Annotated in this window: 32 protein-coding genes and 1 riboswitch; of the genes, 15 read left to right on the plus strand and 17 right to left on the minus strand. The window is 63.7% G+C overall.

All coding sequences use genetic code 11. The features are described from left to right. The first annotated feature begins 408 nt into the window (after positions 1 to 408). From CK219_RS29915 to CK219_RS29930, 4 genes are all read left to right on the plus strand, one after another. On the plus strand, positions 409 to 726 hold the full coding sequence (locus CK219_RS29915) for a metalloregulator ArsR/SmtB family transcription factor (RefSeq protein ID WP_176477194.1): 318 nt from the start codon (positions 409 to 411) through the stop codon (positions 724 to 726). Beyond that, complete coding sequence (locus CK219_RS29920) at positions 723 to 1,208, plus strand: SRPBCC family protein (RefSeq protein ID WP_095770074.1); 486 nt, start codon at positions 723 to 725, stop codon at positions 1,206 to 1,208. Before CK219_RS29915 ends, CK219_RS29920 begins: the two co-directional genes overlap by 4 nt. Positions 1,209 to 1,269: 61 nt before the next feature. Continuing rightward, the gene (locus CK219_RS29925) at positions 1,270 to 1,683 is read left to right on the plus strand and encodes an MAPEG family protein (protein ID WP_095770075.1); all 414 of its coding nucleotides are present in this window, start codon (positions 1,270 to 1,272) and stop codon (positions 1,681 to 1,683) included. An 81-nt stretch (positions 1,684 to 1,764) separates the two neighbouring features. After that, positions 1,765 to 2,049: a photosystem reaction center subunit H gene (locus CK219_RS29930; protein ID WP_095770076.1), complete on the plus strand. Its 285-nt coding sequence runs from the start codon at positions 1,765 to 1,767 to the stop codon at positions 2,047 to 2,049. Between the two features lie 212 nt (positions 2,050 to 2,261). On the opposite strand, the gene CK219_RS29935 is transcribed toward CK219_RS29930, so the two are convergent. The 4 genes from CK219_RS29935 to CK219_RS29950 are packed head-to-tail and all read right to left on the minus strand — an operon-like array spanning position 2,262 to position 4,951. Continuing rightward, entirely contained in the window at positions 2,262 to 3,449 is a 1,188-nt protein-coding gene (locus CK219_RS29935) for an MFS transporter (RefSeq protein WP_095770077.1), read from the minus strand. Next, complete coding sequence (gene arsC / locus CK219_RS29940) at positions 3,450 to 3,863, minus strand: arsenate reductase (glutaredoxin) (protein ID WP_095770078.1); 414 nt, start codon at positions 3,861 to 3,863, stop codon at positions 3,450 to 3,452. It lies immediately after the preceding gene. After that, positions 3,860 to 4,552 (minus strand): MIP/aquaporin family protein, encoded by a 693-nt coding sequence (locus CK219_RS29945; protein ID WP_095770079.1) that lies wholly within the window; start codon positions 4,550 to 4,552, stop codon positions 3,860 to 3,862. Before CK219_RS29945 ends, arsC begins: the two co-directional genes overlap by 4 nt. Before the next feature lie 48 nt (positions 4,553 to 4,600). After that, on the minus strand, positions 4,601 to 4,951 hold the full coding sequence (locus tag CK219_RS29950) for a metalloregulator ArsR/SmtB family transcription factor (RefSeq protein WP_095770080.1): 351 nt from the start codon (positions 4,949 to 4,951) through the stop codon (positions 4,601 to 4,603). A gap of 42 nt (positions 4,952 to 4,993) precedes the next feature. Between CK219_RS29950 and CK219_RS29955 the strand changes: the two genes are divergently transcribed. Further along, the gene (locus CK219_RS29955) at positions 4,994 to 5,509 is read left to right on the plus strand and encodes a DUF6428 family protein (protein WP_095770081.1); all 516 of its coding nucleotides are present in this window, start codon (positions 4,994 to 4,996) and stop codon (positions 5,507 to 5,509) included. A 280-nt stretch (positions 5,510 to 5,789) separates the two neighbouring features. Further along, a complete protein-coding gene (locus CK219_RS29960) occupies positions 5,790 to 6,257 on the plus strand; it encodes an isoprenylcysteine carboxylmethyltransferase family protein (protein WP_176477195.1) in 468 nt (155 codons plus the stop codon). Between the two features lie 3 nt (positions 6,258 to 6,260). On the opposite strand, the gene CK219_RS29965 is transcribed toward CK219_RS29960, so the two are convergent. Together CK219_RS29965 and CK219_RS29970 are read right to left on the minus strand one after the other, a co-directional pair. Next, a complete protein-coding gene (locus CK219_RS29965) occupies positions 6,261 to 6,533 on the minus strand; it encodes a PilZ domain-containing protein (protein WP_095770083.1) in 273 nt (90 codons plus the stop codon). Positions 6,534 to 6,684: 151 nt separating this feature from the next. Further along, complete coding sequence (locus CK219_RS29970; RefSeq protein ID WP_095770084.1) at positions 6,685 to 7,257, minus strand: histidine phosphatase family protein; 573 nt, start codon at positions 7,255 to 7,257, stop codon at positions 6,685 to 6,687. A gap of 83 nt (positions 7,258 to 7,340) precedes the next feature. Further along, positions 7,341 to 7,484, plus strand: a riboswitch (adenosylcobalamin (AdoCbl) riboswitch). On the opposite strand from CK219_RS29970, the gene CK219_RS29975 reads away from it, so the two are divergent. From CK219_RS29975 to CK219_RS29985, 3 genes are all read left to right on the plus strand, one after another. Next, positions 7,485 to 7,694, plus strand: a complete 210-nt coding sequence (locus CK219_RS29975; protein ID WP_095770085.1) for a CbtB domain-containing protein — start codon at positions 7,485 to 7,487, stop codon at positions 7,692 to 7,694. 220 nt (positions 7,695 to 7,914) lie between these two features. Next, positions 7,915 to 8,655 carry a CbtA family protein gene (locus CK219_RS29980; protein WP_095770086.1) on the plus strand — a complete coding sequence of 247 codons (741 nt, stop codon included), beginning with the start codon at positions 7,915 to 7,917 and terminating at the stop codon, positions 8,653 to 8,655. Positions 8,656 to 8,907: 252 nt separating this feature from the next. Continuing rightward, positions 8,908 to 9,387 carry a hypothetical protein gene (locus CK219_RS29985; RefSeq protein WP_095770087.1) on the plus strand — a complete coding sequence of 160 codons (480 nt, stop codon included), beginning with the start codon at positions 8,908 to 8,910 and terminating at the stop codon, positions 9,385 to 9,387. Between the two features lie 14 nt (positions 9,388 to 9,401). On the opposite strand, the gene CK219_RS29990 is transcribed toward CK219_RS29985, so the two are convergent. The 3 genes from CK219_RS29990 to CK219_RS30000 form a co-directional block, all read right to left on the minus strand. After that, positions 9,402 to 10,049: a dienelactone hydrolase family protein gene (locus CK219_RS29990; protein WP_245340648.1), complete on the minus strand. Its 648-nt coding sequence runs from the start codon at positions 10,047 to 10,049 to the stop codon at positions 9,402 to 9,404. Between the two features lie 74 nt (positions 10,050 to 10,123). Beyond that, entirely contained in the window at positions 10,124 to 11,431 is a 1,308-nt protein-coding gene (locus CK219_RS29995; protein ID WP_095770088.1) for a cation diffusion facilitator family transporter, read from the minus strand. Between the two features lie 7 nt (positions 11,432 to 11,438). Continuing rightward, the gene (locus tag CK219_RS30000; protein WP_040973109.1) at positions 11,439 to 11,696 is read right to left on the minus strand and encodes a metal-sensing transcriptional repressor; all 258 of its coding nucleotides are present in this window, start codon (positions 11,694 to 11,696) and stop codon (positions 11,439 to 11,441) included. A gap of 316 nt (positions 11,697 to 12,012) precedes the next feature. On the opposite strand from CK219_RS30000, the gene CK219_RS30005 reads away from it, so the two are divergent. Continuing rightward, positions 12,013 to 12,348: a hypothetical protein gene (locus CK219_RS30005; protein WP_140846805.1), complete on the plus strand. Its 336-nt coding sequence runs from the start codon at positions 12,013 to 12,015 to the stop codon at positions 12,346 to 12,348. Positions 12,349 to 12,397: 49 nt separating this feature from the next. On the opposite strand, the gene CK219_RS30010 is transcribed toward CK219_RS30005, so the two are convergent. Then, positions 12,398 to 12,547: a hypothetical protein gene (locus tag CK219_RS30010; protein WP_095770090.1), complete on the minus strand. Its 150-nt coding sequence runs from the start codon at positions 12,545 to 12,547 to the stop codon at positions 12,398 to 12,400. A gap of 240 nt (positions 12,548 to 12,787) precedes the next feature. Here CK219_RS30010 and CK219_RS30015 point away from each other — a divergent pair, with 240 nt between their 5' ends. The 3 genes from CK219_RS30015 to CK219_RS31910 all read left to right on the plus strand — a co-directional run bounded on the left by CK219_RS30015 (position 12,788) and on the right by CK219_RS31910 (position 13,722). Next, positions 12,788 to 12,970, plus strand: a complete 183-nt coding sequence (locus CK219_RS30015) for a hypothetical protein (RefSeq protein WP_036258067.1) — start codon at positions 12,788 to 12,790, stop codon at positions 12,968 to 12,970. Positions 12,971 to 13,029: 59 nt separating this feature from the next. After that, a complete protein-coding gene (locus CK219_RS30020; protein ID WP_095770091.1) occupies positions 13,030 to 13,410 on the plus strand; it encodes a YkvA family protein in 381 nt (126 codons plus the stop codon). Between the two features lie 156 nt (positions 13,411 to 13,566). Further along, complete coding sequence (locus CK219_RS31910; protein WP_176477196.1) at positions 13,567 to 13,722, plus strand: hypothetical protein; 156 nt, start codon at positions 13,567 to 13,569, stop codon at positions 13,720 to 13,722. A 21-nt stretch (positions 13,723 to 13,743) separates the two neighbouring features. Here CK219_RS31910 and CK219_RS30030 read toward each other — a convergent pair whose 3' ends face one another. After that, on the minus strand, positions 13,744 to 13,959 hold the full coding sequence (locus CK219_RS30030) for a hypothetical protein (protein ID WP_095770093.1): 216 nt from the start codon (positions 13,957 to 13,959) through the stop codon (positions 13,744 to 13,746). 405 nt (positions 13,960 to 14,364) lie between these two features. Further along, on the minus strand, positions 14,365 to 14,550 hold the full coding sequence (locus CK219_RS30035; RefSeq protein ID WP_095770094.1) for a hypothetical protein: 186 nt from the start codon (positions 14,548 to 14,550) through the stop codon (positions 14,365 to 14,367). 558 nt (positions 14,551 to 15,108) lie between these two features. Here CK219_RS30035 and CK219_RS30040 point away from each other — a divergent pair. Together CK219_RS30040 and CK219_RS30045 are read left to right on the plus strand one after the other, a co-directional pair. Then, positions 15,109 to 16,506 carry a sensor histidine kinase gene (locus CK219_RS30040; RefSeq protein WP_095770111.1) on the plus strand — a complete coding sequence of 466 codons (1,398 nt, stop codon included), beginning with the start codon at positions 15,109 to 15,111 and terminating at the stop codon, positions 16,504 to 16,506. Then, positions 16,503 to 17,147 (plus strand): response regulator transcription factor, encoded by a 645-nt coding sequence (locus tag CK219_RS30045; protein WP_095770095.1) that lies wholly within the window; start codon positions 16,503 to 16,505, stop codon positions 17,145 to 17,147. Before CK219_RS30040 ends, CK219_RS30045 begins: the two co-directional genes overlap by 4 nt. A 109-nt stretch (positions 17,148 to 17,256) precedes the next feature. Here CK219_RS30045 and CK219_RS30050 read toward each other — a convergent pair whose 3' ends face one another. The 5 genes from CK219_RS30050 to minD all read right to left on the minus strand — a co-directional run bounded on the left by CK219_RS30050 (position 17,257) and on the right by minD (position 21,388). Then, complete coding sequence (locus tag CK219_RS30050; RefSeq protein WP_095770096.1) at positions 17,257 to 17,814, minus strand: hypothetical protein; 558 nt, start codon at positions 17,812 to 17,814, stop codon at positions 17,257 to 17,259. A 372-nt stretch (positions 17,815 to 18,186) separates the two neighbouring features. Further along, entirely contained in the window at positions 18,187 to 18,693 is a 507-nt protein-coding gene (locus tag CK219_RS30055) for a hypothetical protein (protein ID WP_095770097.1), read from the minus strand. A gap of 386 nt (positions 18,694 to 19,079) precedes the next feature. Continuing rightward, a complete protein-coding gene (locus tag CK219_RS30060; protein ID WP_224543961.1) occupies positions 19,080 to 19,967 on the minus strand; it encodes a DMT family transporter in 888 nt (295 codons plus the stop codon). Positions 19,968 to 20,303: 336 nt separating this feature from the next. Then, the gene (gene minE / locus CK219_RS30065; RefSeq protein WP_042638296.1) at positions 20,304 to 20,576 is read right to left on the minus strand and encodes a cell division topological specificity factor MinE; all 273 of its coding nucleotides are present in this window, start codon (positions 20,574 to 20,576) and stop codon (positions 20,304 to 20,306) included. Beyond that, positions 20,573 to 21,388 (minus strand): septum site-determining protein MinD, encoded by an 816-nt coding sequence (minD, locus tag CK219_RS30070; RefSeq protein WP_095770099.1) that lies wholly within the window; start codon positions 21,386 to 21,388, stop codon positions 20,573 to 20,575. The genes minE and minD overlap by 4 nt, the downstream gene beginning before the upstream one ends. Positions 21,389 to 21,506: the final 118 nt, after the last annotated feature.

A 21,506-nucleotide genomic window follows, 5' to 3' on the forward strand; every position in this document is an offset into this window, starting at 1 on the left:
TAGTTCTGCATTATCATGTCCACGCCTCTTCCTGTGGTGCGGGGTCTGCTTGGAACAGCCCCGTGCAACTGTTCAGGTTGATGGTTCACCGGTGGGAAGGGACCGAGCCATGCCACGGCCTGTCCGAGAGGACGACCAGGATTCATTCGGTCTCCTTCCCACTTCAACCATACACCAGAACCAACACACAGGATTCCAGGGTCTGCGCGACGCCGCTTCGCGGCTGCTCCGCCCTGGAATGACGAGGTTGGGGCGGCCTCCACCAATCCCCGGCGTTTGCGCTGATTTCACGGAAATGAACGGAAAATCTTGCATCAAGAGGCGGTTGGCCAGCCAATCGGACCGGCCACAGGTGGCACTCTCCATCCGGGTTGACAGGTCAGACGCACCGTCCTAATTTTCGTGTTAGTGACTACTAACGCGAAATACTGGACTGCGCTCGGCGATCAGACGCGACGCACGATCTTCGAACTGCTGGTCGACCGACCCAGTTCGGTCAGCGGGCTCGCCAATGCGCTGCCCGTGACGCGGCCGGCCGTCTCGCAGCATCTGAAGGTGCTCAAGGATGCCGGGCTGGTGGCTGATACGCGCTTCGGCAAGGAGCGCATTTACCGGATCGATCCGGACGGGCTCGCGGCGTTTCGCGCGGAGATCGACCAGTTCTGGGTGAAGACGCTCGCGGCCTACAAGCTGGCCGTCGAGCAACCGACAAAGGACGAGACATGATCAAGCAACCGGCACCTGCTCCCGTAAGGCATTCCGTCGTCGTCGAGGCTCCGATCGCGCGCGCCTTCAAAGTGTTCACCGAGGATTTCGGCAGCTTCAAGCCGCGCGAGCACAATCTGCTTGCCGTGCCGATCGCGGAAACGATCTTCGAGCCGCACGTAGGCGGCCACGTCTACGACCGCGGGGTCGACGGCTCAGAGTGCCGCTTCGCCCGCGTGCTGGCCTACGATCCGCCCGACCGGCTGCTTCTGAGCTGGGACATCAGCCCGCGTTGGCAGATCGAAACCGACCTCGCCAGGACGAGCGAGTGGGAGGTCCGCTTCACGGCCGAGGCGGAAAACCGGACCCGGGTCGAAATCGAGCACCGCCATATCGAACGGCATGGCCAAGGCTGGGAAGGCGTACGCAGCGGAGTCGACGGCGATCAGGGCTGGCCGCTCTACCTGCAGCGGTTCCAGGCGCTTTTTGCCCGGGCGGCCTGACAGCGGCACCCCCCCTGGGGGCATGGCCCGCATGGTGGCGATCGGAGGAGCACTGGAAACAATGGAATCCTATTGGTTGAGCACCCTCGGCGTGCTTGCGCTCTGCCTCCTTTCGGTCGCGCTGGCGATCTACTCAGGCTCGTCCAAGGGTTTTGCAGGCAAGCTTTCAGGGCCGGTGATCCCGGCGGACGACGACAACTCTCTTTACCGGATCGATCGCGTCCACATGAACTCGGTCGAGGCGCTCGCGCCCTTCGTCGTGCCCGTGTTGCTGGCGACGATGGTCGGCGTCGAGCCGGTGACGCTCGCCGTGCTCGTCTGGGTTCACTTGGCGCTACGTCTCGTCCACATGATCATCTACCTGCGCGGCGGCAACGCCGCCAAGGGCGGCAGCGTCAGGACGATCCTCTATGTCTCCGGAGCGCTGGTCACGCTTGTCCTCGTCGTCGTGACGGGCTGGGCAGCGCTTTGCTGAGCAGCGCTCGCTTTTCGCTCCGTCGGCGGAACCCTCGCCCCGATCAGAGGTTCATCCCTGTACAACCACAGGAGATGCGCCATGGACCACACCAGCCACGTAAGACTGACCAGTGCCGAGCTGACGCCCGACATCCTCGAAGGCGCCACCATCTACGGCCCGGATGACGAGAAGATCGGCTCGGTCGACCACCTGCACGGCAGCCAAGTCGTCATCGATGTCGGCGGCTTTCTCGGCATCGGCGCCAAGCCGGTGGCCGTCACCGCCAGCCAGCTCGATTTCATGCGCGACGAGGACGGCGACGTGCATGCCGTCACCAGCTGGACGAAGGATCAGCTCAAGGCGATGCCGGAGCATCGCGACTAAACAGGGACGCTTTGCGACTGTGAATCAATCAAGAAAACCCGACCCGGCAATTGCCGGGTCGGGTTTTTTGCGCGGCGCGGTATTCGTTTGTCGCCTGACGAGCGTCACGCGGATTACCGTCGCGTCAAAAATGTGTGGCGGGTTCCCCCTGGAGCGGCGAGAAAGCCCGGGACAGATCGGCGATTTCGTGGGGCGATGAACCGCTTCAAGGATCAGCGGCGCATGCTCGCAAGCAGGCAAATACACAGCCCCGCGTTGAGCGTTGCCGCGAGCGCCAGCGTGGCCAGGACAAGATTGGCGCCGCCCGTGCCAAGAAGCAGCGCTCCAACGGACGGAGCCGCCGCCTGGACGATGAGGCTGGGCGTCGCGAGCTTGCCCATCAGCACCGCGTATTGCTGCGGGTCGAACAGCACCAGCGGCAGCGCGCCGCGCGCGATCGTATGGATGCCGTTACCCGCGCCATAAAGGATCAAGGCGAGAGCAACGAAAGTCTGGCTCGTCAGCAGCAGCCAGATTCCGGCGGCAAGCAGCGTCACGGATGTCAGCATCGTCCAGATCGGATGGTGCTGGTTGCGGCCGATCAGCAGCTCCGCCACCCTAGCGCCGACTTGTGAAGGGCCGACCAGCGCGCCAAGTCCGACGGCGGCTGCCAGGCTCGCGCCGCGCAATTGCAGCAGCGTCAGCAGATGCACGGAGAGCATGGACGCGACCAGTGCGGCCAAGGTCTGAATGGAGGCCAGCAGAATGAAGCGCGCCCGCGCTCTGCCGGTGGCCGATGCCTCTTTCGACCTGTCTTTGACCGGCGCAGGCGCGGCGGCCGGAGGCGACGGTATTATCCACAGATGGAGCGGCAAGCAGATTGCCAAATGGATCGCGGCATAGGCAAGGCAGGCGGTGCGCCAGCCGCCATGCTCGACAAGGAAGGCGCTGATCGGCCAGCAGACGGTGCTGGCAAAGCCGCCGAAAAGCGTCAGGTTGGTGATGGCGCCGCGCGCGCTCTGTCCATAGAGGCGGCCGAGTGTGGCGAAGCCGGCATCGTAGAGGCCGCTCGACATGCCCAAGCCCATGAGCAGCCATGCAGCCAGATAAAGAGGATAGTCGGTCGCCGTCGCCAACAGCGAATGCGCGGCCGCCAGCAGCAACGAGCTGGCGGCAAGCACCGGCCGCCCACCGTGGCGCTGGATCAGCCGCCCGGTGACGGGGGACACCAGCCCGGCAAGCAGGAGCCCGCAGGATAGCCCGGCAACGACCGAGGTGAACGACCAACCGGTATCTCTAGCAATCGGCGCGGCAAGCACCGCGGGCAGGTAGTAGGATGATCCCCAGGCGAGAATCTGCGTGATGCCAAGAGCCGTAACGAGGACGCGGCGGTTGTGTACGATGGGCGCGGTGGCTTCCAATCAGGCTTGCCCTGACGGATAGGCGACCTTCTCGCCATCCTCCTTGACGAACTCCCGCACCGGATTGTCGAGCAGCGGCAGCACCGCTTCCGACGGCCGGCACAGTTTTGTCCCTTTCGGCGTCTCGACGACGGGCCGGTTGATGAGAATCGGATGGGCGAGCATGAAATCGATCAGCTCATCGTCGCTCCATTTCGGATCGGCGAGGCCGAGTTCGGCGTAAGGCGTGCCCTTCTCCCGCAACAACTCGCGCGCAGAAATCCCCATCGCGGCGATCAGTTCGAGCAGCCTTTTGCGGCCCGGCGGCGTCTTGAGGTATTCGATCACGACAGGGTCTTCGCCGCTGGCGCGGATCATGGCGAGCGTGTTGCGGGAGGTGCCGCAGTCGGGGTTGTGATAGATCGTGACCGTCATGGCTCTGCTTTCAAGGGTTGTGGAGTGGCCGCGGGCCGCAGCAGCCAGCCCATCAACGCGAGCGCGATCAGGGCACCGAGCAATTCGGCGACGACGAAGCCGAGCAGATCGAGCGGCCTGATGCCGGAAAAAGTGTTGGTGAGTGAGCGCGCCACGGCGACGGCGGGATTGGCGAAGGAAGTGGATGCCGTGAACCAATAGGCCGCTGTGATATAGAGCCCGACCAGCCACGGCACGGCCCGCCGCTCGAAGCGGAGGCCAGCGAGAATGACGGCGACAAGGCCGAATGTCGCGACCACTTCCGAGAACCATTGCGCCGGCCCGGCACGCAGTTTCGTCGCGACCTCCAGTACCGGCAAAGCGAACATGAGATGCGCGGCGATCGTGCCGGCGATTCCGCCGACGACCTGCGCGAACAGATAGGCAGGGAGATCGCGAGCAGGCAGCGACCGGTTGAGACAAAACACCAGCGAAACGGCCGGATTGAGATGCGCGCCGGAGATCGGCCCGAGCACGGTGACCAACACCACCAGCATGGCGCCGGTTGCTAGCGTGTTGCCAAGCAGCGCCAGCGCGGTGTCATGCGTCAGCGTCTCGGCCATGATGCCGGAGCCAACGACGGTCGCCACCAGCAGACCGGTGCCGAGGGCTTCAGCCGCGAACCGGCGCGGCAGATCGAAAGTGTTCATCGGTCGACCCTGGATTGGACAATGGGAGTTGGGTAGCGGGCGTGACGGTCATTGCCGACTCTCCTCGCCCGGCTGGCAGCAAGATGCCGCAAGCGCCGGCGCACAGATTTCCGGCCGGCCCGAGCAGCAATCCTCCATCAGGAAGCGGATCAATCCGGACAGCGCGTCGAACTCGGCGCTGTAGACGATCGAGCGGGCATCACGCCGCGCGGTCACGAGACCGGCGCGCTCAAGTTCCTTGAGGTGGAAGCTGACATTGGACGGCGAGACCTCGACCTGCTCGGCGAGCGAGCCGGCGGCAATGCCTTCCGGGCCGGCAACGACCAGCAGCCGCAGCAGGCGCAGCCGTGTTTCCTGCGACAGCGCGCCAAAGGCGGTCAGGGCTTGACGTTCATCCACGTTTCAACAATCCTTGAAATATTGAAATGAGGAATAGCCGACATGCTCTCTTCTGACAATCTGAAAAACATCGCTCCTATGGACCCCTCCGACCTGACCATCGGCGAACTGCTGGCGGCGCTGGCCGATTACAAGGACAAGCCGCTGGTTTTCCGCTACGGCGGGCGGCCGGTAAAGCCAGGGTACCATGTCACCGAGGTGAAGGCTGGACAGTTCGCAGCGCTGGATTGCGAAGCAAATCCGGAATCATGGTCGGAGATATTCGTCCAGCTGTGGGACGTGGACGAAGGCGGACCGGTCCATATGCCAGCCGGCAAATTCGCCGCGATCATCCGCAAGGTTTCGGACTATGTCGCTCTCGATCAGGCGGCGAAGCTGACCTTCGAGGTCAGCGACGGCGTTCGCCCGATGGAATTGCACCGGGCAGCCCAGCCGAGCCTTGTTGGCGGGACGGTTGAGGTCGAGCTGTCGCCACGGCCGTCAAGCTGCAAGCCGCGCGACCGCTGGCTGGAAGAACAGAAGGCAGCGAGCGGGTGCGGAGGGAGTCGCTGCTGTTGAGCCCGCTAATGGTGACGCGCCGCCCTGATCAGAACCGGATCATGCCATTGGCCTGCAACAAATAGAGGCCAACGAGAACGATGGCGATCAGCGCCACCCAAACGGCTGTCTTGCTCATCCGCGCAATCCCTGTCGATCGGCGATAGTGAACGCGCGCGCCACGGTTGTGTTCCCGATATGCCGGGCTGCACATCGCCTAGGCAGGATCAAGTCACGAATTGCTGGACGATGCGCGTCCGTGCATAGTGGCGGCAATGGCGTCTGGTCGATGAAGGTGGCTATGGATGACAAAGCGGACAATCCGGGCGTGGCGGTGTTTCCGCCGCTGCTCTTTCTCGTGGCGCTGATCGCGATGCTGGCGCTGCGCTATGTCTGGCCGCTGGCGATCGGCGGCCGCCCGCTGACCATCGTGCTCGGCATAGTGCTGGCAGCGCTGGCGGTTGCGATCATCGCCTGGGGACGCTCGACGATGTTGCGCGGCGGCACCAATGTGAACCCAATGCTGCCGACCACCGCGATCATCACCGGCGGCCCGTTCGGCTTCACCCGCAACCCGCTTTATGTCGGCCTGATGGGACTGCTTCTCGGGATCGGGCTGCTCTTTGACAGTTGGTGGGCCGTCATCGCGACCATCGCGAGCTTCCCCATCCTGCATTACGGCGTGGTGCTGCGCGAAGAGGCCTATCTGGAACGCAAGTTCGGCGAACCCTACCGCGCCTACAGGGCGGGCGTGCGCCGCTACCTTTGAGCATCAGTCCTTTGGCGCGTTGCTGTAGAGCGCCACGCCGACGCGGTCGTTGCGCCGCCACCGCACCAAAGCGCGATAGGCCGTATCGTCGGCCGGGACCTCGAGCAGAAAGCGATCCGGGATCTCCACATTGGCACCGACGCGCAATTCCGCGCCCTGTTCGTGCTGATTTCTGACCGAGCAGCCGACCCTGACGCCGGCGGCGATGATCGTGGCTTCCTTGAGCACGAATTCGCGCGCATGAAGACGGCGTTCGATCTCGGGAAAATTGGCCATATCCGGCGGGCTCCTCAGGCAAGGCTCTCCTCGCCATGGGAAAGCACGATAGCAACGAGGCGTTTCCGTTCCGTTAGCGATCACTGAAACAGTGGTGTGCCGGCTTGATATGCCGGCCGGGTTCACGGATGAAGCGTTCACGCCCGGGCGTTCAGCCGGCGACAGTGACGCCGCTCGCGCGCAGCACCCAGCGGCGGCCATCACAGCGGAACTCGGTGAGCGACAGCGGCTCGATGTCGATCTTCCAGACCGATGAAAGCGGTGCGCCGAGCACATGCGCCATGGCGGCGCGGATCGGCACGGCATGCGTCACCGTGACGATGTGACCGCTTTCGCCGGCCAGCCTCTCCATCAGCGCAGCACTCCGCCGGGCGACGTCGGCGACCGATTCACCACCATGGGGCGCCGCGTCTGCGTCGGCGAACCAGGCCGCCATGCCTTCCGGATCCTCGGCCTGCACCTCTTCGAAGCCTTTGCCGGCCCAGCGTGCGAAATCCTGCTCGGCAAGCAGCGGCTCGATCGCCGCGTCAAGGCCGAGCGCCTCGGCCGTCCGCCGCGCGGCCAGCGCCGGGCTTGTCCAGATACGGTCGGCGGGACGCAGCGAAGCGGCCAGCGCGCCGGCGCGATCGAGGGCGCGCGGCTCCGGCGGCTCATCGTTCGGAAAGCGGCCCTTGCGCATGCCGGCCGTCGCTCCGCTTGCGATCATCGTCAGGCGGACAAGCATGAAAAACTCCGTGGCCCAGCGAAAAACAGGCCTCACGAAGCCGTGCCGCCATTACATGTCGTTGACAGGCGAACGAAGTGCTGACAAGTGTCTTAGTGCTATACGGGATTGGAAGCCGGTGCGAGTCCGGCACGGTCGCGCCACTGTGATCGGCACCAGCCGAAAGTCAGGCCTTATTCCGCAGCATCGTTCGATCAACGGGACGCAGTATCCCAAGGGAGGTCAATATGTCCGACACCACCTTCGCCCCCAGCTACGGCCCGGTTGCGATTCCGGTCCGCGAGCTTCTGCCCTGGGCCATCCTCGGCGGACTGCTTTTGATGTTGGCGATCTATTTCGTCGGCGCGGAAGAAGGCGCCACCTCGCTGATCCGCGGCACCTATGTGCACGAATTCGTGCATGACGGCCGCCACCTGCTCGGCTTCCCCTGCCACTAAAGCGGTTCAGCATCGCTGAACCCGCTTTCGATTCTGATCCAACGCAATTCCGGACGGAAAACCGCTGCGCACTTTTCCTGGAATTGCTTGGTTGGCTTAACGCAATTCCGGACGGAAAACCGCTACGCACTTTTCCTGGAATTGCTTGGTTGGCTTAACGCAATTCCGGACGGAAAACCGCTACGCACTTTTCCTGGAATTGCTTGGAGGGATTGGTGACATGGTTGGAAAACTTTTGCTGCGCGGCATGCTTGTCGGGCTGGTCGCCGGGATTCTGGCGTTCGCCTTCGCCCGCGTCTATGGCGAGCCGCAGGTCGACAAGGCGATCGCCTTCGAGGAACAGCAGGCCCAGGCCGCCGGCGGGGCGCCGGAGCCCGAGATGGTCAGCCGCGCCACGCAAGCCGGCATCGGCCTGGCAACCGGCGTGCTGATCTATGGCGCCGCGCTTGGCGGGCTGTTCTCGCTGGTCTTCGCCTATGCCTATGGCCGGCTGGGCTCGCTCGGACCGCGCGGCACCTCGGCGCTGATCGCGGCACTCGGCTTCCTGGCCGTGATCGTGGTCCCCGGCCTCAAATACCCGGCCAGCCCGCCCGCAGTCGGCAATGCCGAAACGATCGGCTACCGCACCGAGCTGTTCTTCATCATGATTGTCGTCTCGATCGCGGCGATGGTGGCGGCGATCGGCCTGGCGCAGCGGCTGTGGAACCGGCTCGGCGCCTGGAACGCCTCGATCGTCGCGGGCCTCGCCTTCCTCTTCGTCTTCGCGCTGGTGAAGGCGGCGCTGCCCGACATCAACGAAGTGCCGGAGAACTTCTCGGCGACCGTGCTGTGGCAATTCCGCGTCGCCTCGCTCGGCATCCAGCTGGTGCTGTGGACCGTCGTCGGGCTCGGCTTCGGCGCGGTTGCCGAACGCGTGGTCGCGGTGCGCGACCAGCGCAGCCCGGCACGCCGCTACGCCTGAAATCCGATGCGTTGGCCGCCACGGTTCTGCGCCCTGGCGGCCAAAGCGGCTCAACGGTCGGTACGACCGCAGAGCCACTTTGGTCTTTCGTTTTCTCGCAATTCCGGACGGAAAACCGCCGCACACTTTTCCTGGAATTGCTCGGTTGCGGCGCTGCTCGCATTTCTGGCCGCCACATCCGCGCAGGCGCATGGCGGATCCTCGGCCCCGCCTCCTCCCGGCATCCAGATCCCCAGCCTGACCCACGGCCAGATGGCCGTCATCGCGCGCTATCGCGGCGAGATCCTCGACCTCGCCCAGCGCCAGACCGCGACCGACCCGACCTTCCGGCGGCTCTACAATCAAGGCAATCTGCAATTCACCTATTGCCTCTGGGGCTTGATGCCGGGCAGCCTCGGCGACGAGGAAAGCCCGTTCAACGAATGCAGCCACGCCTATCTCGCCGCCGCCAAGGCGCTGCTCACCTATATGGCGATGATGCCCGCGGCCGGGCGCGAGGCGAAGGCGCTGATCTCGGACATCGATGCCGAGATGGTGCGTAGCGGCGCGTCGTGGATCCTGTGCCAGTATAGCGGCGAGGCCTTCAGCACCGGCGCGGTCGTCGAGCCCAGATGGCGCGACATCTTCTTCCACTTGCCGAGCCTTGCGGTGATCCTCGCCACGGTGGCGGCGCTCGGCGCCGCCGCATGGTCGATTTTCCGTTCACCCGCTCCGCGAGCCGGCGCCGCTTAGAACGGTTCAGCGTTTCACGGAATCACCGAACCGCTCCCGGTCTTGCGTGCGATCGTTTTCAGGAAAGCCTGAACGCGCAACCATGTGAGCTCGGCTGCGGACGCATCGTAATCCGGCAGCGCTTGATCGGTGTAGAAATGGCCGATCCCCGGATAGGTGAAAATTTCTGCCCTGACGTGGCGGCGCTTCGCCGACGCCGACCAGTCGGCAACTTGTTCTGGCTGAGCAAATGCATCTGGGTCGGCGACGTGGACCGCGACCGGGACGTGTCGGCGAACATTGCTGGGAATATCAGCAAGGCCATGCAGCAGCACAATGCCGGCGGCAGCGACTCGTTCTGACCAAACGGCACTGATCACGCCAGCTCCCATGGAATGGCCAGCGAGCACCGCGTCTGGAGAAATCTGGAGGAGCGCCACCCTGGCGCGGTCGCAGATGGTCTCCCACCCAACATGGCTCATCAAGTCAAGCCCGTCGTCGACCGATGCCGCAGTCAGCCCTGCGTAGAGGTCCGGCGTCACAACATCGTACCCCGTGTTTCGCATGCGCTCAGCAGCTTGATGCTCCACCGCCCGAAGGCCCAGCGCCGAGTGAAAGAGTACAATAGCAGCCATCCGCTTTCCCTTCGGCGTCGCCTGGCCGATCGCGTTGAGCTCGGGCAATGATCGTCTTTTATCCGGCTTATCGAATCCCCACCACCAGCCATGCCCTTTCCGAAGCCTGCGCCGTCACCCTATCATCCATGCGCGCGCTCGTGATGGTGACCTTGCGGTTCGGCCATGGCGAAGGGCAAATCCTCGGTGTCGGGACCGGCCGCCAGTTGCAGCCTGGCGCTGAATTCATGCGGTTCGGTCGGCGCGACCAGGCTCTGCAGATAATGATGGTCGCCGCCGACCGGAGACAGCGGCAGGCTTTCGACCGCACCGTCCGCCCTTTCAATAGCGACGTTCGCCCGCAGGCCCTCGGCGTGACGCGACAGGCGCAGCCGCATGCGCTCGCCCTGCGGCGTGTCGACGATTTCGAGCAGCCCGCTGGCTAGCTTGCCGTCGACAAGGAACGGATCCGGCGCATGATGGTGGCCGGCCTCCGTCTCCAACTCGGCAAAGTGCACCGTGGCGACGTCGAGCGCCGGGATGTGCGCGAAGAGCTCGGCCTTGAGCGATGCGGCGATGTTGTTCGCGGCGGCAAGCAACAGGCCGTCATTGACCGCGATCGTAACGTCGACATGCAGCTTGTGGCCGAGCCAACGGGCCTTGACGTCGGCTACCTTTTCGATCCCGGCGACATGGTCGGCGGCGTGGTGAATCTCGTCAACGAGGCCGGGCTCGACGCCGTCCAGCATGCGGGTCAGCACCGAGCGCGCCGATTGCCAGACGATAGCGAAAATGGTGACGGTGATGAGCAGGCCGATGATCGGATCGGCGAGCAGAAGGCCGAGCCAGACGCCGGCCGCGCCGGCAACGACGGCAAGGCTGGTGAGGCCGTCGGTGCGGGCGTGATAGCCGTCAGCAACCAGCGCCGCGCTGTTGATCTGGCGACCGACACGGATGCGAAAAACCGCCACCGCTTCATTGCCGAGGAAACCGATGATGCCGGCGACGGCCAACCAGCCAAGGAAATGCACCGGCTGCGGGTTGAACAGGCGATTGATCGCCTCGTATCCGGCCACCAGCGCGCTCGCCAGGATGATGAGCACGATGATGATGCCAGCGAGATCCTCGACCCGGCCGAGGCCGTAGGTGAAGGTCCTGGTCGGTTTGCGGCGCACGAGCACAAAAGCGATCCAAAGCGGGATGGCGGTGGTCGCGTCGGCGACGTTGTGAATGGTGTCGGCAAGCAGGGCCACGCTGCCCGAGAGCATCACGACGACGATCTGCAGCGCGGCCGTGACCGCGAGAATCACGAACGACCACTTGATCGCCCAGATACCGCGGTCTGTGGTGGCGATGGTCGCGTCGATCACGCCATGAGTATGGTCATTGCCGTGGCCGCCATGATGTCCGTGCGCACCGAAGCCGAACCAGTCGAGCGCTTTTTCCCACATCGCCGCCTCACAGATATTTGGTGAGCTGCTTCAGCTCTTTGAGCGTGTCCCTGGTCGGTTCGCCGCCTTCGACAAGGCAATGCTCCATATGGTCGTGGATCAGCTCGCGCTTGGCATTGCCGACCGCGCTTTCGACGGCATGGAGCTGTTGCGCGAGATCAAGGCAGGACCGGCCCTGCTCGAACATGGTGAGCACGGCAGCGAGATGGCCATGCGCTCGCTTGAGTCGGGCGATGATATCGGGATGGGAGCTGTGTATCGTCATGGCAATATCCTATCCCCCAGGGTAGGATATTGCCAATAGACAATGCGCCTCGAACTCTCGAGGCTAGCCCGCGGCAGGGCTGGACTCGCCGCCCAGCCGAGCGTGCCCGCTGGCAGATGCTCGCCGACGCAGCAGGTCCTTGGCCCGCGGGGCAGTCTCTGCCGCGAAATCCCGATTTCATGTGATCAACCGGCTGCGGCGAGCGGCAGCCCCGCGGCAACCAAATGCTTGGTTTGCCGTTTATTTTAGCGGCTGCCGCCACCTACGTGGGGCCAGGCGGCTCCGGCGGCCAGAGACCGCGCGAAAGGAGGCCGCAATGACACGGCCCGCAGTGGAGATAGGCGACCGGGTGGCTGTCATCGCCACCGTGATCGAGCGCATCAAGGACCGCGTGATGCTGAAGCTCGACGGCGATGGTCATAATTATTCGATGGCCGAGCCCAATGCCAAGCCAGGCGACAAGCTCAGACTCGAAGGCGACGTCGTGCATGTCGACGAGGATCTCGGACGCACGACCGTGCAGGTGCTGGGACGCGTGACGGTCGACACCAACTCGGTCGAAATGGTGACGAGGCGTTGCGACCTCGACCATATCGGCTCCAACGTGCCCGGCCACCCTCGCCCGCGCACCCCGCCGAGACCACACGGGTAAACCGGTGGCTGCGGCGCGATCCTCCTCGCCGTGAAGCGGGTGGATTGCTTTAGTGACGCTTGAAATACTGCACCTCGCGTTCGTGCTTTTCTGCCGCTTCGCGGGACTTGAAGGTGCCCAGGTTGCGGCGCTTGCCGGTTCTGGGATCGACTTTGCGCGAATAGAGCCGATATTCGCCGGATTTCAGCTTGCGGATCATGGCGGTCTCCTTGTGAGCCAGGACTCTAATCCGCCTTGGGCTTTCGCGGTTCCGAGCAGGCCATGCTGTCCGGTCGCGCCCGCAAAAAGCACCGCTGTCGGTGAACCATTTCACGGACGCGAACGACCCAATGTCGGAAGCGACACCGTAACGACACGATTGAGTCGGATTATTTGTATTCAAATGACTTTCGCGACGTTATGCGAATGTCGCTGAAGTGCCGGATCTGAGGAGGGTGAGATGGTTACGGCGAAGCTTCACGGCGTTGAACTCGTCAGAGGCCAGAAGTGGACGGTGCGCGTCACCGCCTACGGCACAACGCTCATCTTTCCATTCGAAGCCGAGCAATATGCGCGCTCCTATGCCGATGGCCAGGCCTTCCGCCTCGGCGTCGAGGTTGTCGAGCTGAAGGATTGCGCCTGAGGGGCCGAGCCGGCCATCGCTGAATGGCCTCAAGACCCGCACAGCTATAGAATAGGCGCATGTCGGCTTTCGACTCGGCAAAGCAATGGGCGCGAGGGATCAAGCGCGATGTGGTGGCGCTGTGGATTGCGGCCCGCGATCCGCGTGTCCCCTGGTATGCAAAAGCCACAGCGGGTGCGGTCGCGGCCTATGCGCTGAGCCCCGTCGACCTTATCCCGGACTTCATCCCCATCATCGGCTACCTGGACGACTTGGTGATCGTGCCTGTCGGCATCATGCTCGCGGTCAAGCTGGTCCCGGCCGATTTGATGCAGGAATTCCGCGAAGAGGCGGTGAGACGCGAGAAGCCGGTGAGCAAGGCCGGGCTCGCTTTCATGATCGCGCTCTGGGTCCTGGCGGCGCTGGCGCTCACTTGGCTGTTCTGGCCAAAGCCAGCCTGAATGCTTCGGGGCCCCGACCAGACGGCGTCGATTGCATTGGCCTGTCGCGGCTATCTTTAGATTAGCGACATCTTGTATTTGTTGTAAATCAGGGTCATGCTTTTGGCGCGCGCGAAACCACATGCGCAGTGTGCAGGGTCAAAAGGGTCAGGCGTGATGCAATTCGCAGTTTGCTACGACCACAGCGGGTTCGATCTGGCGCGGTCGATCCTCCTCGATGTCACGGCGTTCTTTGCGCTGATGGCGCCATTGGCGATCGCGCGACTGATCGAGATATCCCGACAGGACGCCGTCCGGCTACAGCCCGCCTGAAGCCTGAAAGGCACGGAATTCCTAATCGTCGCGGGCGACCTTTCGGATCGGCAGGTCGCCGAGCAATGCCGAACAGTCGATCACCTCCTGGAAGTGAGCCTGCGGATCGAGCACGAGCCATGAAGCGTGGGTGCGAAGATCCTTCAGCCTGGCATTCTTTTGCGCACGCGCCAGGCGCTCCGCCTCGGAAGCCTGAAAAGGGCTTTCGGCCTTGTGATGGTGAGGAGTCCTCGACATCGCGGCGGAAAACGCGCCGACCCCCCTTTTCGTTCCGCGAAAGCGGATGACCCTCTGCGCATTGCAATGACCCGTGGGGCTAGGCTGGCGGCACCGCGCAACGCTGCAACTGGTGCGACATACGAGCGGAAAGTGCCGGACCGGCGGTTGGGGTAGCCCGGCTTGCCTTGGCGGTAAAAGAGTACGGCTCTTTGACTGGCAAGCCGGGCTGAAGCGCCGACCTTTGGGTTTCCTTGGGGGGAGCCGGCGCAGGGATAGAGTGTCGGTTTCCCGCTGCGCCCGCAATTGTTGCTGAGGTCCTATGCGCCGGCGCAATGGTCCGACCGGTTGGACGCCGCGGTGCCGCAACTCCAAGGCTGAAAAACGCGCAGACTTTTCCTGGAATCGCTCCAGGCGCCCGAACGCTCAAACTCGTGTAAGACGGCCGTCTTCTTGGAGCGCTCTTTTGACGAAAAGCTCGGCGTGTTGCGCCCATTCCGCTTCCGCGACGTCATTCTCGCGAACGGACCGCCTGAAAGCTTCCCGCAGTGCCTCGAGCTCAAAAATCGACAACCGCTGGTTTGTTTTTTGCTTTTTTTTGCCGACGTCCATACTGCGTTGCCAACAGCGTGATGAAGCCCATTGTATATGCGGCGGTTGTTCGACCCATCAACAGCTTGATCCTGACTTCTTTTGGGGGCAAATTTTTGCCGCGACGTCCGCAGTTCATGTCGGGAAAGAGCGGCCCGCCCGCCGATATGGACGGGTTGCAAGCCGGGCCGCCCGCGAGAGGTCGCCGCTATGTCTACATCCACAACGATCGATGAAGAGACCGCGCCAGGCCAAGGCATCAGCGGTGTGGCGCTATATCCCGCGGGGCATATGCCGTTGGTCCGGAGCCGGGGCTTGATTGGTGGTTGTGTCGGCATTGCAAAAGAACCCGTAATTTCGGGTGGCAGCCGGCCCGCGTCTCCTCCGTCAACAGGAATGTCGCTGGCTTTGCCGCCCGGCGGAGCAAGCAGCCTCCTTGCTTGCGAATCAAAGCCCGCCCGTCGGCGTGCGCCTAAACCTGCTCTGCCATTAACCTTCCTCACGGGCACGGACCAAGGTCGGTGTCGCAATTGCCTCCCCTCACCTATACTGTCGCGGACGGGTGGGTGAATGGTGCCGATGGTTGGGAGGTATTTAACACGACCTGCACGAATCTGGAGCGGGCTCTCTCTGGCCTGGCAGTTCGTGATCGCGGGCGGTATCGGCCTTCTGGCGGTGATGCTCGTGGTCGGGCTGTGGGTGACATCGCAGATCCGTGACGGGGTCCTGCACAATTCCGCCGCCACCACCGCGCTCTATGTCGACAGCGTGATCGCACCCTTGCTGCCCGATATGCGCAAGAGCCAGGAACTCGACGACACCGTCAAGCGCGCGCTGGACGAGACGCTGGGCCAGGGCGCGCTCGGGAAAAGGCTGGTCTCGTTCAAGCTGTGGCGGCGCGACGGAACGATCCTCTACTCCAAGGATGCCAGCCTGATCGGCAAGCAGATCAGGCCCAACGCCAACCTCATCGCCGCTTTCGCCGGCAACGTCATGGTCAAATACAACAGGCTCGAGGACGAGGAAGACGACAAGGAGCGGTCGATGGGCGTTCCGCTGCTCGAAATCTACAACCCGGTGCGCGAGCCGTGGTCCGGCGAGGTCGTGGCGGTCAGCGAATTCTACGAATTATCCGGCGACTTCGAGGAATCGCTCCACTCAGCTCTGCTGTGGACATGGCTGGTGGTGGCGGCCGCCACCGCCGCGGCGCTTGCCCTGCTCTCCGGCATCGTTTTCCGCGGCAGCCGCACCATCGTCACGCAGCAGGCTGCGCTCGAGGCCAAGGTTTCCGAATTGCAGACGGCCCTGGCGCAGAACTCGTCGCTGCGCCAGCGCGTTCAACGCGCCTCGCGCCGCGCCACAGCGATCAACGAGCGGTATCTGAGACGCATCGGCGCCGACCTGCATGACGGACCGGCGCAACTGGTGGCGCTTGCCGCGCTGAGGATGGACAGCCCGGCGCTGGTCGACCCGGCCACGTCCAGCCAGCTGCGCGAAGCCGAGATCGCCGGCATACACAAGACGCTCGGCGAAGCGATGCGCGAGATACGCGGCATCTGCAACGGGCTGGTGCTGCCGCAGATCGAGGCGCAGGCCATCGCAGACATTTTGCGGCTGGCGGTAGCCGAGCATGAGCGCCGCACCAGCACCAAGGTGTTGCTAACCCTGCCTGAGCGCTTGCCGGAACTCGGCACCTCGGAAAAGATAAGCGTCTATCGCTTCGTGCAGGAAGGCCTGAACAACGCCTTCCGGCATGGCAAGGGCAAGGGCCAGCAGGTCAGAGCCACGACGAAAGGCGGCAAGCTTTTGGTCGAGGTGATGGATTCGGGTCCCGGCTTCGACCCGGCCCGAAGCGAGGGCCTTGGGCTTGCGGGCCTCAGGGAACGCATCGAAAGCATAGGCGGGCAGTTCGAGACGCTGTCCGGCCCGGAAGGAACAAGACTGGTGATTGCCTTGTCTGTCGAGGAGCAACCGTGAGCACATCCATCCGCATCGCAATAGTGGACGACCACCCCCTGTTTCGCGAGGGCGTGGCGCGCAGCCTCGGCGAAATCGGCGGCTTCGAGCTTGTCGGCGAAGGCGCCAGCGCCGAGGACGCCGAAAGGCTGGCGCGCGCCAGCACGCCCGATATTCTCCTGCTCGACATCAGCATGCCGGGCGGCGGTCTCAACGCGCTCGCCAGTATCCTTTCAGCGATGCCCGAACAGAAGATCGTCATGCTCACGGTATCGGAGACCAATGCCGATGTCGCCCAGGCGCTGAAGGCCGGCGCGCGCGGCTATGTACTGAAAGGCGTCGGCTCCAAGGCGCTGGCCGAGATCCTGCGCGATGTCGCCAACGGCCAGAGCTACGTATCGCCGAGCCTTTCGGCCAGGCTGCTCTCCGACCTTTTGCAGCCCACCGGCAGCAAGCCCGATCCGCTCAGTCAGCTCACCGGCCGCGAGGCCGAGATCCTGAAACTGGTCGCCGAAGGATTGAGCAACAAGGAGGTGGCCGCCCGGCTGTCGCTGCAGGAGAAGACGGTAAAGCATCACATGACCAGGGTGCTCGCCAAGCTCAACGTGCGCAACCGCACCGAGGCGGCGCTGCTGATGCATGAGGCGAGGGAAAGGCACTAAGGTACTGGGGAATTTAAGAATTGAGGAATTGAGGAATCGGGGAACTGGATAAGAGAGGACTCTTCAGTTCTTCAGTTCTTCAGTTCCCCAGTTCTTCAATTCTCAACGCTCACAAGTTCAGCAGGCGCGACAGGTCCTCCTCCGTCGCTTGCCGTTCGATGATGGTGCGGCCTTGCGCATCCGTCATCTCGAAACGGCCGTTCTGGACCTGCTCCTTCATACCGTTGCGATGAATGACGGTGACCTTGTCGCCGTCGATCGAAAGCGTGTCGCCGGTCGCGGCATTGGTGTAGCTATTCTTGCCGCCGGGATTGGTGTTGCCCTTGCCGCTGTTGTTGCCCGGCCCGGCATTGGGGTTGCTCGCGCCGGCATTGCTGTTCCCGTTGTCGCCCTGGCCATTGCTGTTGCCGTTGTCGCCACTATTGCCGGAATTCGAGCCGCCGGCCGAGCCGGAATTCGAGCCGCCGGCGGATCCCGAATTACCGCTGCCGCCGCCTCCACCACCGCCGTTCCCCCCGTTGCCGCCATTGCCGTTACCGGCGGCGGTGGCTGCGGCAATCCTCGGCGCGCCGTCAAAGGTGATGTGCCAGGGCGCAAAGATCAGCGCCAGCGCGCTAAACACACGCAGCGCGAGCCAGGCGAGCCTGCTGAAGGGGCGGTTTCGCATATCTTCTCTTCGTTCCGGTCCCACTTCCGCATGGCTGAAGCTCCGCTCACGGCACAGACGAGGCGGAACCGGTGTGTTGATCCGGGCGAGAATTCACATTCCGGCGGGGCGACGAAAGCGGCCCACGACCCTTGCCCCCACCCGTCGGACCATTTCCGGCGCCATAGCTGACCAATGTCGCAACGGACAGGCTTTCCCGGCGCAAAAAATTACCCCCGCACGATGGCGGGGGCAAGGTGAGTAGCCAAGTTCCATCGCAAGACGATCAGGACCGCAGAGACGAAGCAAAAGGTGGCAACCTGATTTTGCAGCGCTGACCTTCGGTCCCTTAAGATCTAATCCGGATAAAACCTCACTCCCACAAACTCTGTCTCACAAGTTCTTCAGGCGATTGAGATCGGCCATGGTAGCCCTGCGGTCGACGATGGTGCGTCCGTACTTGTCTTCCATCCTGAACCGGCCGTTCTCGATCGTCTCCTTCATTCCATTGCGGTGCGTGACCTGGATGCTGCTGCTAGTGGCCTCGACCTTGTCGCCGGTAACGGCGTTCACATGACTATCGACATCCGCGGTGCCTGCCGCGCTGCTGCTCGCGCCGTTATTGCTCTTGCCGTTGTTGCTGCCGCTATTGCTGTTTCCGTTGTTGCCGCCGCTATTGCCGTTTCCACTGTTGCCGCCGCTATTTCCGCCACCGTTCCCGCTGTTGCCGCCGCCGCTTCCGTTTCCACCACCGCTGCCGCCATGACCACCGCCGCCTTTGTCGGCATAGGCCTTGGTCACGACGAGACCATCGACGGAGAGACTGACAGGCGCGACGACAAGCGCCAACGCAGCCAGCGCTGGCAAGACTAGCCTGCAGCCCCCGCGCGATGTGCGCATTCGGTTCTCCCCATGCCAGCCCTTCAGCCCGTCGGCCGAACTACCCCACCGGCAATATCGCAGCATAAGCATCCCCAATCAGCAGTGCATAAGGAAGTGGCCCACGACCCATGTCTTGTCCATTCGGACCTATTGCAATTTTGTTATAGGACTTAGGTCTTATTTCAACCACCGGATGCGGTCGGATGTTGCCGCCACGGGGTGTTTTTCCAAAGCCAACCAATCCTTTAACGAGCTGCGGGTGCCGAAGCGGTTCACCGTTTCACGGAAACGGCAAACCATCGCACATCCTTGTTTCGAAGCAGCTCAGGATGGATTACCGCTGCGAGGCGCCGAGCCTGCCGTTTCGCGCATTGTCCGGGAATTGCCCGGTCCGAAAGATGGATTCAGGCCGGCAAAGACACCGGCCGCCGCGCCGCGACCGCGGTGCCGAAGGCGGCGGCAATGACGGCGGCGACGCCCGCGCATTGCAAAAGGTTGAGCTTCTCATGCAGAAACAGGAAGCCGGTCAGCGCGCCGCCCGCCGGCTCCAGGCACACCAGCATGCCGTAGACCTTGGCCGGCATGCGCGCCAGCACCAGCATTTCCAGATAGAAGGGCAGCGCGCTGGAGAACAGGCCGACCACGGCCGCGCCCGCCATGATGTGCGGGTCGGCGAGATAGGGTTGAGCTGCGCTGAAGCCGAAAGGCAGCGCCAGCACAGCGGCGATCGCCATGCCATAGGCGGAGGTGCGCACGCCGAGCTCGGCGCCGGCCTTCTGCGCGAAGATGATGTAGAGCCCCCAGCAGGCGCCCGCTGCGAGCGCCAGCACCACCCCCAGCGGATCGAGCCCGCTTCTGGCATCCGCAAAAGGCGAGAGCAGCACGATGCCGGTTATCGCCAGCGCCACCCAGACGAGGTCGAGCAGGCGCCGGGAGCCGAGCATAGCGACGAACAGCGGCCCGGTGAATTCGAGCGCCACGCAGATGCCGAGCGGAATGCGCTGGAGCGCTGCGTAGAACAGCATGTTCATGGCACAGACCGTGATGCCGTAGGCGGCGAGCCAAGGCAGGGTTTTCCGCGAGGGCAGCACCTTCCAGGGCCTCAGCACCGCAGCCAGCATCAGCGCGCCGATGGCGAGCCTCAGCATGGTCGTGCCTTCCGAGCCCAGCACCGGGAACAGCCCCTTGGCAAAGGCGGCGCCGACCTGAACGGACAGGATGGCGCCGAGCAGCCCCAGAACGGGCATTGCGCCGACATGGGTTTCCGGCTTCGCGGTCTGCGTCGAGGTCAATCCTGGCTCCATCCCTGGTTCGGGAATGGAGATAGGGCGCGGGCACCGCGCTGTCGTGAGGCAGTACGGGGCGGACGGTGGGACAAGAGAGTGAGGTTTACGCCTTCGTCATCCTGGCGCGGAGCAAGGAGCGAAGCGACGCGCGCAGGGTCATGCCATGGCGCTAACGTATTGCAACGCTTACGGAATTCAGTACCGCCGCCTCCAAGTCGAACGTAAACGGCGTGGATTTTGGGGTCAAGCCGAGGACGACGAAGCGTTGGCGCAGGCCCGCACTCCGGCCGCTGTGGCCACCTCTCCCCCGCCTTTGGCGAGGGAGAGAAAATGCGCCCGGCGTTATCCCGCCATGGCGAGCGGCGCGGCGCTCTTGTTGGGGATCTGGATGTCGATCTCCAGCGTCGACATGGTCGCGCCGCGGTCCATCGAGACCTGGAGGTAGTCCTGGTCGATCTGCACATGCTTGGCGATGACCGCCATGATCTCCTCGCGCAGGATGGAGACGAGATCCGGCTGGCCGCGGCTCTGGCGCTCATAGGCGAGCAGCAGCTGCAGCCGCTCGCGCGCCACCGGCGCGCTGGTGCGCCGCTTGAAGAGATCGAGGATGCTCATGCGGCCCTCCTTCCGAGAAGCCGGTCGAGGAAGCCCTTGCGTTCGAAGGGGACGACCACCGGCAGGTCCTCGCCTTCCAGGCGTCTTGCCGCTTCGAGGTAAGCCTTTGCGGCACCATTGAGCGGTTCCGAGAGCGTGACGGGCGAACCGAGATTGGAGGCCCGCAGCACATCCTGGCTTTCCGGGATGATGCCGAGCAGCGGCGTCGAGAGGATCTCCAGCACGTCGTCGATCGACAGCATCTCGCCGCGCGCGGCGCGCGCCGCGTCATAGCGCGTGACCAGCACGTGTTTTTGCACCAGCTCGCCCTGCTCGGCCTTCATGGTGCGAGCGTCGAGCAGGCCGATGATGCGGTCGGAGTCGCGCACCGACGAGACTTCCGGATTGGTGACGATGACCGCCTCGTCGGCAAAGCGCATGGCGAGCTGGGCGCCGCGCTCGATGCCGGCCGGGCTGTCGCAGAAGACATAGTCGAATACCGATCGCAGCCGGGCGATGACTTCCGCCACACCCTCTTCGGTCAGCGCGTCCTTGTCGCGCGTCTGCGAGGCGGGCAGCAGGTAGAGAGTCTCCAGCCGCTTGTCGCGGATCAGCGCCTGCGAAAGCTTCGCCGTCCCCTGGATAACGTTGACGAGGTCGAACACCACGCGGCGCTCGGCGCCCATGATGAGGTCGAGGTTTCTCAGGCCGACGTCGAAATCGACCAGCGCCACCTTCTTGCCTGTCCTGGCCACGGCGGCGCCGAGCGCGGCCGTCGAGGTTGTCTTGCCGACGCCCCCCTTGCCCGATGTGACCACGACTACCTTGCCCATATATCCAGCCTCCATTGGCGGTTTTTATTCTCTGGCCGTGCCAGGCACGGCGGGATCTTTCGCTTTTGGTGCACATCGTTCTCCCAAGACCGCTGCAACTGGGGGCGACATGCACTGA

This window comes from Mesorhizobium sp. WSM4313 (genome assembly GCF_002294725.1).
GTDB lineage: Bacteria > Pseudomonadota > Alphaproteobacteria > Rhizobiales > Rhizobiaceae > Mesorhizobium.

Coding starts and splice junctions, on each gene's coding strand:
- CK219_RS30020 (WP_095770091.1), top strand. CDS start 13,030: ATGTCGGCTTTCGACTCGGCAAAGCAATGGGCGCGAGGGATCAAGCGC.
- CK219_RS29995 (WP_095770088.1), bottom strand. CDS start 11,431: ATGTGGGAAAAAGCGCTCGACTGGTTCGGCTTCGGTGCGCACGGACAT.
- CK219_RS30055 (WP_095770097.1), bottom strand. CDS start 18,693: ATGCGCACATCGCGCGGGGGCTGCAGGCTAGTCTTGCCAGCGCTGGCT.
- CK219_RS30005 (WP_140846805.1), top strand. CDS start 12,013: ATGACACGGCCCGCAGTGGAGATAGGCGACCGGGTGGCTGTCATCGCC.
- CK219_RS30010 (WP_095770090.1), bottom strand. CDS start 12,547: ATGATCCGCAAGCTGAAATCCGGCGAATATCGGCTCTATTCGCGCAAA.
- CK219_RS30040 (WP_095770111.1), top strand. CDS start 15,109: ATGGTTGGGAGGTATTTAACACGACCTGCACGAATCTGGAGCGGGCTC.
- CK219_RS29985 (WP_095770087.1), top strand. CDS start 8,908: ATGGCCGTCATCGCGCGCTATCGCGGCGAGATCCTCGACCTCGCCCAG.
- CK219_RS30035 (WP_095770094.1), bottom strand. CDS start 14,550: ATGGACGTCGGCAAAAAAAAGCAAAAAACAAACCAGCGGTTGTCGATT.
- CK219_RS29965 (WP_095770083.1), bottom strand. CDS start 6,533: ATGGCCAATTTTCCCGAGATCGAACGCCGTCTTCATGCGCGCGAATTC.
- minD (WP_095770099.1), bottom strand. CDS start 21,388: ATGGGCAAGGTAGTCGTGGTCACATCGGGCAAGGGGGGCGTCGGCAAG.
- CK219_RS29945 (WP_095770079.1), bottom strand. CDS start 4,552: ATGAACACTTTCGATCTGCCGCGCCGGTTCGCGGCTGAAGCCCTCGGC.
- CK219_RS29960 (WP_176477195.1), top strand. CDS start 5,790: ATGGATGACAAAGCGGACAATCCGGGCGTGGCGGTGTTTCCGCCGCTG.
- CK219_RS29925 (WP_095770075.1), top strand. CDS start 1,270: ATGGAATCCTATTGGTTGAGCACCCTCGGCGTGCTTGCGCTCTGCCTC.
- CK219_RS30030 (WP_095770093.1), bottom strand. CDS start 13,959: ATGTCGAGGACTCCTCACCATCACAAGGCCGAAAGCCCTTTTCAGGCT.
- CK219_RS29980 (WP_095770086.1), top strand. CDS start 7,915: ATGGTTGGAAAACTTTTGCTGCGCGGCATGCTTGTCGGGCTGGTCGCC.
- CK219_RS30050 (WP_095770096.1), bottom strand. CDS start 17,814: ATGCGAAACCGCCCCTTCAGCAGGCTCGCCTGGCTCGCGCTGCGTGTG.
- CK219_RS29955 (WP_095770081.1), top strand. CDS start 4,994: ATGCTCTCTTCTGACAATCTGAAAAACATCGCTCCTATGGACCCCTCC.
- minE (WP_042638296.1), bottom strand. CDS start 20,576: ATGAGCATCCTCGATCTCTTCAAGCGGCGCACCAGCGCGCCGGTGGCG.
- CK219_RS30000 (WP_040973109.1), bottom strand. CDS start 11,696: ATGACGATACACAGCTCCCATCCCGATATCATCGCCCGACTCAAGCGA.
- CK219_RS29920 (WP_095770074.1), top strand. CDS start 723: ATGATCAAGCAACCGGCACCTGCTCCCGTAAGGCATTCCGTCGTCGTC.
- CK219_RS31910 (WP_176477196.1), top strand. CDS start 13,567: ATGCAATTCGCAGTTTGCTACGACCACAGCGGGTTCGATCTGGCGCGG.
- CK219_RS29975 (WP_095770085.1), top strand. CDS start 7,485: ATGTCCGACACCACCTTCGCCCCCAGCTACGGCCCGGTTGCGATTCCG.
- CK219_RS30015 (WP_036258067.1), top strand. CDS start 12,788: ATGGTTACGGCGAAGCTTCACGGCGTTGAACTCGTCAGAGGCCAGAAG.
- arsC (WP_095770078.1), bottom strand. CDS start 3,863: ATGACGGTCACGATCTATCACAACCCCGACTGCGGCACCTCCCGCAAC.
- CK219_RS29970 (WP_095770084.1), bottom strand. CDS start 7,257: ATGCTTGTCCGCCTGACGATGATCGCAAGCGGAGCGACGGCCGGCATG.
- CK219_RS29930 (WP_095770076.1), top strand. CDS start 1,765: ATGGACCACACCAGCCACGTAAGACTGACCAGTGCCGAGCTGACGCCC.